At 53.1% G+C, this 6006-nt stretch carries 5 protein-coding genes; 1 reads left to right on the forward strand and 4 read right to left on the reverse strand.

Going from position 1 to position 6006, the window contains the following annotated elements; translation table 11 throughout:
* Positions 1 to 290 precede the first annotated feature (290 nt).
* The 3 genes from QZP87_RS03385 to QZP87_RS03395 are packed head-to-tail and all read right to left on the reverse strand — an operon-like array spanning position 291 to position 4036.
* Positions 291 to 2219, reverse strand: a complete 1929-nt coding sequence (locus QZP87_RS03385; protein ID WP_291321507.1) for an aconitate hydratase — start codon at positions 2217 to 2219, stop codon at positions 291 to 293.
* A gap of 10 nt (positions 2220 to 2229) precedes the next feature.
* On the reverse strand, positions 2230 to 2490 hold the full coding sequence (locus QZP87_RS03390; protein ID WP_291321508.1) for a hypothetical protein: 261 nt from the start codon (positions 2488 to 2490) through the stop codon (positions 2230 to 2232).
* Positions 2441 to 4036, reverse strand: coding sequence for a hypothetical protein (locus tag QZP87_RS03395; protein WP_291321509.1), 1596 nt, complete (start codon positions 4034 to 4036; stop codon positions 2441 to 2443). The genes QZP87_RS03390 and QZP87_RS03395 overlap by 50 nt, the downstream gene beginning before the upstream one ends.
* A gap of 621 nt (positions 4037 to 4657) precedes the next feature.
* Here QZP87_RS03395 and QZP87_RS03400 point away from each other — a divergent pair.
* Positions 4658 to 5194 (forward strand): hypothetical protein, encoded by a 537-nt coding sequence (locus QZP87_RS03400; RefSeq protein ID WP_291321510.1) that lies wholly within the window; start codon positions 4658 to 4660, stop codon positions 5192 to 5194.
* Positions 5195 to 5255: 61 nt separating this feature from the next.
* On the opposite strand, the gene pal is transcribed toward QZP87_RS03400, so the two are convergent.
* Positions 5256 to 5846, reverse strand: coding sequence for a peptidoglycan-associated lipoprotein Pal (gene pal / locus QZP87_RS03405; RefSeq protein WP_291321511.1), 591 nt, complete (start codon positions 5844 to 5846; stop codon positions 5256 to 5258).
* Between the last annotated feature and the right edge of the window lie 160 nt (positions 5847 to 6006).

Here is a 6006-nt window from a genome sequence, read left to right on the forward strand (position 1 = left end):
ATCAAGCATATCAAAACCCCCTTAACTTTCATGGGTTGTTTGTCAGCACTACAGCGACACTTTGTGTATATCGCTTCGGCCACCGGGGACAGGCACCCGGCACTTATTTTCCTAAGAAAGATTTCCGGATTATTATAATAAGTGCGGGGAGCCAGTCCCTTCCAGCTTCATAAAGTGTCGCTGTAGTGTTAATGGCTTACTCCTGAAACCCTGTCACAAAAAAAAAGAAAATTTGAACCACAAAGGCGCAATTGCAAGCTTTTCATAACTATTCCTGGAGACTTCCGAAATCAGGCATCCTCTTTTTTCTTCTCACGCACCAGGTTCAACAGGCCTCCATATTTGATAATCTCCAGATCAGCCCGGGTCAAATCGTTTCTGACAGAAATCTCACCCAGACCTTTTACTTCCAGAGCCGATTCCGCACCGGGGATCAGGTCGGCGGAATTAAACCTAATAAACATCCCCTGCTCCAGACGATGGTAGTCTCTGATGTCAGATAAAACAAGCGGCAGAATGCCGAAATTCACCAGGTTGGCCCGGTGAATGCGGGCAAAGGACTTGACCAGCACCACACGGATTCCCAGGTACCTGGGGGCCAGGGCAGCGTGTTCCCGGCTGGAGCCCTGCCCGTAATTGTCGCCCCCCAGGATAAGCCCCTGCCCGGCCTGCTGCGCCCGGGAGACAAACTCCGGGTCCAGGCGCGAAAATATATACCGGCTGATGGCGGGGATATTGGACCTGAAAGCCGTCACCTGTGCCCCGCCGGGCAGTATATGGTCGGTTGAAATATTGTCCCCGCACTTGATTACAACCGGCAACTCCAGCTTGTCCGGCAGAGGCTCAAAATCCGGAAGCGGCACAATGTTTGGCCCTCGGTAGATCTCCCTGGCATCCACGTCTTCGGGAAATATGAACTGCTCCCGGATGGAAGGAACCCTTGGGGGTAATTCCGGCCTTGGCATAGGCTCGCCCCATTTTTCAGGAGAGCTAAAGGCACCTTCCAGGGCGATATGAGCAGCGGTTACAGGGCTTACCAGGTATACGCCTGCATCCTGGGTTCCGCTGCGGCCCTCAAAATTACGATTGAAGGTCCGGGCGCTGACTCCTCCGGACACAGGGGAGCCTCCCATACCTATGCAGGGGCCGCAGGCGCATTCCAGAATCCTGGCCCCGGAGTCAAGCAAGGATGTCAGCATTCCCTCCTCTGCCAGCATCTTGAGCACCTGCTTGGACCCCGGGGAGATGAGAAGATCAGTGTTCCTGGAAATCTTGCGTCCCTCCAGGATTCGGGCCGTAATCTTGAGGTCGGCATAAGAAGAATTGGTGCATGACCCGATAGCCACCTGGTCCACACCAGTGCCTGCCAGATCCCTGACCGGTACCCCCAGGTCCGGCATGTGCGGCCTGGCCGCCATGGGTTCAATCATGGAGAGATCAACGTACAGTTCTTCATCGTAAACAGCATCCTGATCCGGGCCGAGTTCGCGGAAATCACTGATGCGCTGCATGCTGCTCAAGAAATTCCTGGTGATTTCGTCAGCCGGGAAAAGCGAAGTAGTGGCCCCCAGCTCAGCCCCCATATTGGCAATGGTGGCCCTCTCGGGTACTGACAGGTCTGCAACCCCGGGTCCGGTGTATTCCAGGACCTTGCCCGTGCCGCCCTTGACACTAAGCTTCATCAGAATGTGCAGAATAATGTCTTTGGCCCCGGCATGACCTGCAAGACTGCCATCCAGATACACCTTTATCACCTCGGGCATATACAGACTATAAGGTTCTCCGGCCATGGACAGGGCCACTGAAAGCCCCCCTGCACCCATGGCCAGGCTGCCCAGACCACCTGCCGTGGGAGTGTGGCTGTCTGAGCCAATAAGGGTTTTGCCGGGTGCGGCAAAATTCTCCAGATGCAACTGGTGACAGATGCCGGTTCCCGGCGGGGAAAACACCATACCGTACCTGGCCGCCACGGTTCGCAGATAGCGGTGGTCATCTGCATTTCTAAAGCCCATCTGCAGAGTATTGTGATCCACGTAGCTCACAGAAAGCTCGGTCTTGACCCGGGGCAGGTCCATGGCCTCCCACTGCAGACAGGCCATGGTGCCTGTGGCATCCTGGGTCAGGGTCTGGTCGATTCTTATCTGAATTTCCTCTCCTGGCTTCATGCTTCCGGATACAAGATGTTCTTCAATGATTTTCCGGGTAAGATTCATACGCACGTTTTTCCTCCTAACATTCATAACCCAGGCGCAGGCGGTTGATTTTCCTGCGCCTGGTTTCAGCTTCCACCTCCAGGCGAAGATAGTCCATCTGCATGGTATGGATCTCCTCGCTGAAAAACACCCCTTTTGCAGGGTCTTCAGCAGCCATAAGCTGTTTTTTGCGCTGCAGGCACATCTCCTGCTGCTTTTTCATTTCCTGCATTTCCGTGTCCAGACGTTCAATCTCCCTGGATACGGATTCGTCTTCTGGATTTCTGGGATTGTTCATCATTGTCCTGCATCTTTTTAGGTGATAAGTTGGTAAATAATTTCCAGAACCCCTGCCAGAGAGATGACAGGTTCCCGGGATTGGACAGGCAGACCCCTGGAAATTTGAAGGAAAGCAGGCAGTAGCTCAGGGTCCATACGGGATCCGGGCTGGTCCATACCGGGCTCTTTTCCGGTGCCTCTTTCCGGTTTAAAATGCTCAGTCCATCTTTATCCAGGCTGTAATTATACCCCAACAGGTTCAGCAGATCCACCGCAGTATCCAGGTGAATGCTTGCCGGGGGCAGTAGCAGTTTTACCGGGACCGGGTCTTCCCTGATAAGGGCCAAAGAAAAAACCAGGGGGGTGATCTCGGGGCAGTCAGTCAAATCAAAGACCGGTTTTGGGCCTGGTTGCTTATCTACGGCAACAATACGGTTGATATCCAGTTCTATACCCAGTCCGCTGGCCTCAAGCAGGTGCAGGATCTTTTCTCCCTTTCTGCAGTTTTTCGGCCAGGCTCCATTTACGCAAACCCTGCCCTTTCCGGCCTTGGCCATGGCCAGCAGAAAACCCGTGAGCAGGGGATCCACGGGTAGATCGTAGATGTCTTCCAGGCAGGGGCTTCCGGGATAAACTGTCAAATCCTGATTCCTGCGGGTCTCGGCCTTTAACCCGCACCTGGACATGACCCTTAAACAGGACTCAACAGCCGGCTGGGCATCCTGAGAATAACTGATGCTCAAAGCAGCGGGATAGGTGGTTGCCGCCAGCGCCAGGGCCTTGACAAACTCCGGGTCCACATCCATGGGAAGCACAATTATTTCCGGGATATCACCCCCGGCCTCCAGCTTGGCAGGCAGACTGTAGCTCTGGGGCTCAATGGAGCTCAGACGAGCTCCCAGAGAAGGAAGCAGGTTCTGCAGGGAGCGCAGGTTCATGGTCTTTAGCACGGCAGAACCTGAAAACTTGACCCTGCAGGGATGACCAAGGCCAAGACAGAGGAAGAAATAAAAATTGAAAGCACTGTGCTCAACGAAAAAGCTGCGCCTGTCCAGGTTCACAGAGGTCATCCCCTGCCCCACAAGGGTGCTGGATCTCCACGAAAGCCCTGCCCCGCATTCATTGGCCATTTTTACCAGTTCCAGCAGGCCATCGTTGACATTGATCCCTTCCAGCAGGGACTGCCTGGGGCATATTGCAGCCATGGACGCCAGTCCGCGAACGAGATCCTGATCCAGGGGTCCCAGGAATTCTTCGTCCAGGGGCCTTCTGGAGGGATACAGGCAGAAAGGTTTATCTACAAGAGGCTGTTCAGCCTCAAAATATCCCATACTGTTCAACAGGGTAAAGGCCTGGCGTACCAGGCTGGGATTCACCCACTGCAACTCTTTCTTCCAGATCTGCCAAAGCTTCTTTTCAAGCTCAGGATCTGCAAAACTTTTGTTTTTGTTCTGCCTGTCTCTGGATATGCCCCCTATCAGCCTGCTGCGCCTGGCAATGAGAGCGGCAAGCTTTCTGTCCAAAGACTGTAGTTCCTGGCTGGGTCCCAACGGCTTGTGTTTCATGTCTGTACCTGCTTCCTGGAGATAACAACGTCTGAGATGCAGGTCTGTTTAATACTAATCAAACACTAAAGCAATAGTGGAATCCCGGGTAAAAACCTCTGCATAATGTACCTGTTCAGCACTTTGCATGCCGCATGGCTTCCTTAAATGCGTTGAACTGATACTGCATAATGATCCTTGACCCGGAGGCAGGGTTTGCATTACCACTACAGCGAAACTTTATTTGAACTCGAAGGGGACTGGCTCTTTTGCCGCCGAGAGCCCAGCCATTTTACGGTTTGAGTTCGGCAAAAGTGCCTGTCCCCGGTGGCCGAGGCAGTAAGGAAACAGGGGACAGGCACTTTGGTACCCACTTGAGGAACTCGAAGGGGACTGGCTCTTTTGCCGCCGAGAGCCCGGCCATTTTACGGTTTGAGTTCGGCAAAAGTGCCTGTCCCCGGTGGCCGAGGCAGTAAGGAAACAGGGGACAGGCACTTTGGGATCCACTTGAGCATCATTTTGTGCTTAAAATGACTCATGTTCCAGGACAGGCGGGTCCCTGAAGAGCCAGTCACCGTGCTACATGCAAAGAGCTGAACAGATATGCATTGCCGGAGAATAATCTTTCAAAGGGAGTAGACTGTGAAATTACTTGAAGCACGGCAGATAGAACCTCAGGTATCCTTTGATCTGCCTACCTACATGGCTCTGGCCCAGACCGGAGACCTGGAGGGGGCTGAAGTGGCGGAAATACTGCAGCACTGGGAAAAATGGAACTCGGCCCTGAAAATCTATATCCTTGGCAAAAAAAAAGGGTATCTGACCCTCTTCATGGACAGGGCCGTAGAGAATACCATCGACGAAATCTGGCCGGAATCCCCCTCAAAAGGGTTTAAGCTCCAGGCCCTGGCTCAGACCATGATAACATCCGCATTACAGGATCTGATACCAAGCATAGGCCGGGATCAATGCGCACCTGTACCCAGGCCCAACAAAATCTTGAAAAGGTCTCTGGCCCGCATAGGCCTGGAACTCTCCAACCAGGGGACCCTCAACTACAAATACTCCACTCTGACATTTTATCCTTACAAAAACGGGTGCGAGGTCTGCTACCTGTCCACCACCTGTCCCAAGCTCAACCTGCCGCGCATGGAGGGACTCTTTAATCCCCCTGAATGAGCAACAGCATTTTCCTGAAGATTTCCCGGGGAAAAGGCTGGAACAAGGCTCTGATGCAGACTTAATCCAGGACCTTGAACACTGCCCTGCGGTTTTGAGCCCAGGCTGATTCGTTGGACTCGTCCACCAGCGGCCTTTCCTGACCGTAGCTGATGATCTGCAGACGGTTCGAGGAAACCCCCAGCAGCACCAGGAATTCGTAGGCAGCCCTGGCCCTTCTTTCCCCCAGAGCCAGGTTGTATTCCGCCGTACCCCTTTCATCGGTGTGTCCCTCTACAACCAGACGCAACTCTTCAAACCTCTTCATGTACTCCGAAATCTTCTGCAGGGTAGAGCGGGCATCCCCGGTCAATTCGTAGGAATCAAAGGCAAAATGAATACGATTGGCGGCGATTTCATCCACTGCCTCTTGGAGTCTGACCTCTGCATCCTTTTCCCGCTGCATGCGCTCTTCCTGGAGCCTGCGCTCCTCCAGTGCCTGCCTGCGCATCTCTTCTTTGATGCGCTCTTCTTCAAGCCTGGCCCTTTCCTCTTCGGTGAGCTCTTTTGCAGGATCCGTAGGGGTTTCCACAGGCCTTTTGCCGCAGCCGAAACCTGCAAACAAGAAAAGAGCCAGGATCAGGGCCAGCAACACAACACTTCTGTTTTTCATAGACTTCTCCCTTTGTATGAATTAAATAGTTACCACTACCACTACAGCGAAACTTATAAAACTTTTCAACCTGTCTAAATTGGGGACAGGCACCCCCGCACTTATTTTTCTGAAGGATGATTGACAGGTTTTAAAAATAAGTGCGGGGAGAGCCAGTCCC

The sequence above is a fragment of the Desulfonatronospira sp. genome (assembly GCA_003563255.1).
Lineage (GTDB): Bacteria > Desulfobacterota > Desulfovibrionia > Desulfovibrionales > Desulfonatronovibrionaceae > Desulfonatronospira.

Coding starts and splice junctions, on each gene's coding strand:
- QZP87_RS03390 (WP_291321508.1), bottom strand. CDS start 2,490: ATGAACAATCCCAGAAATCCAGAAGACGAATCCGTATCCAGGGAGATT.
- QZP87_RS03395 (WP_291321509.1), bottom strand. CDS start 4,036: ATGAAACACAAGCCGTTGGGACCCAGCCAGGAACTACAGTCTTTGGAC.
- pal (WP_291321511.1), bottom strand. CDS start 5,846: ATGAAAAACAGAAGTGTTGTGTTGCTGGCCCTGATCCTGGCTCTTTTC.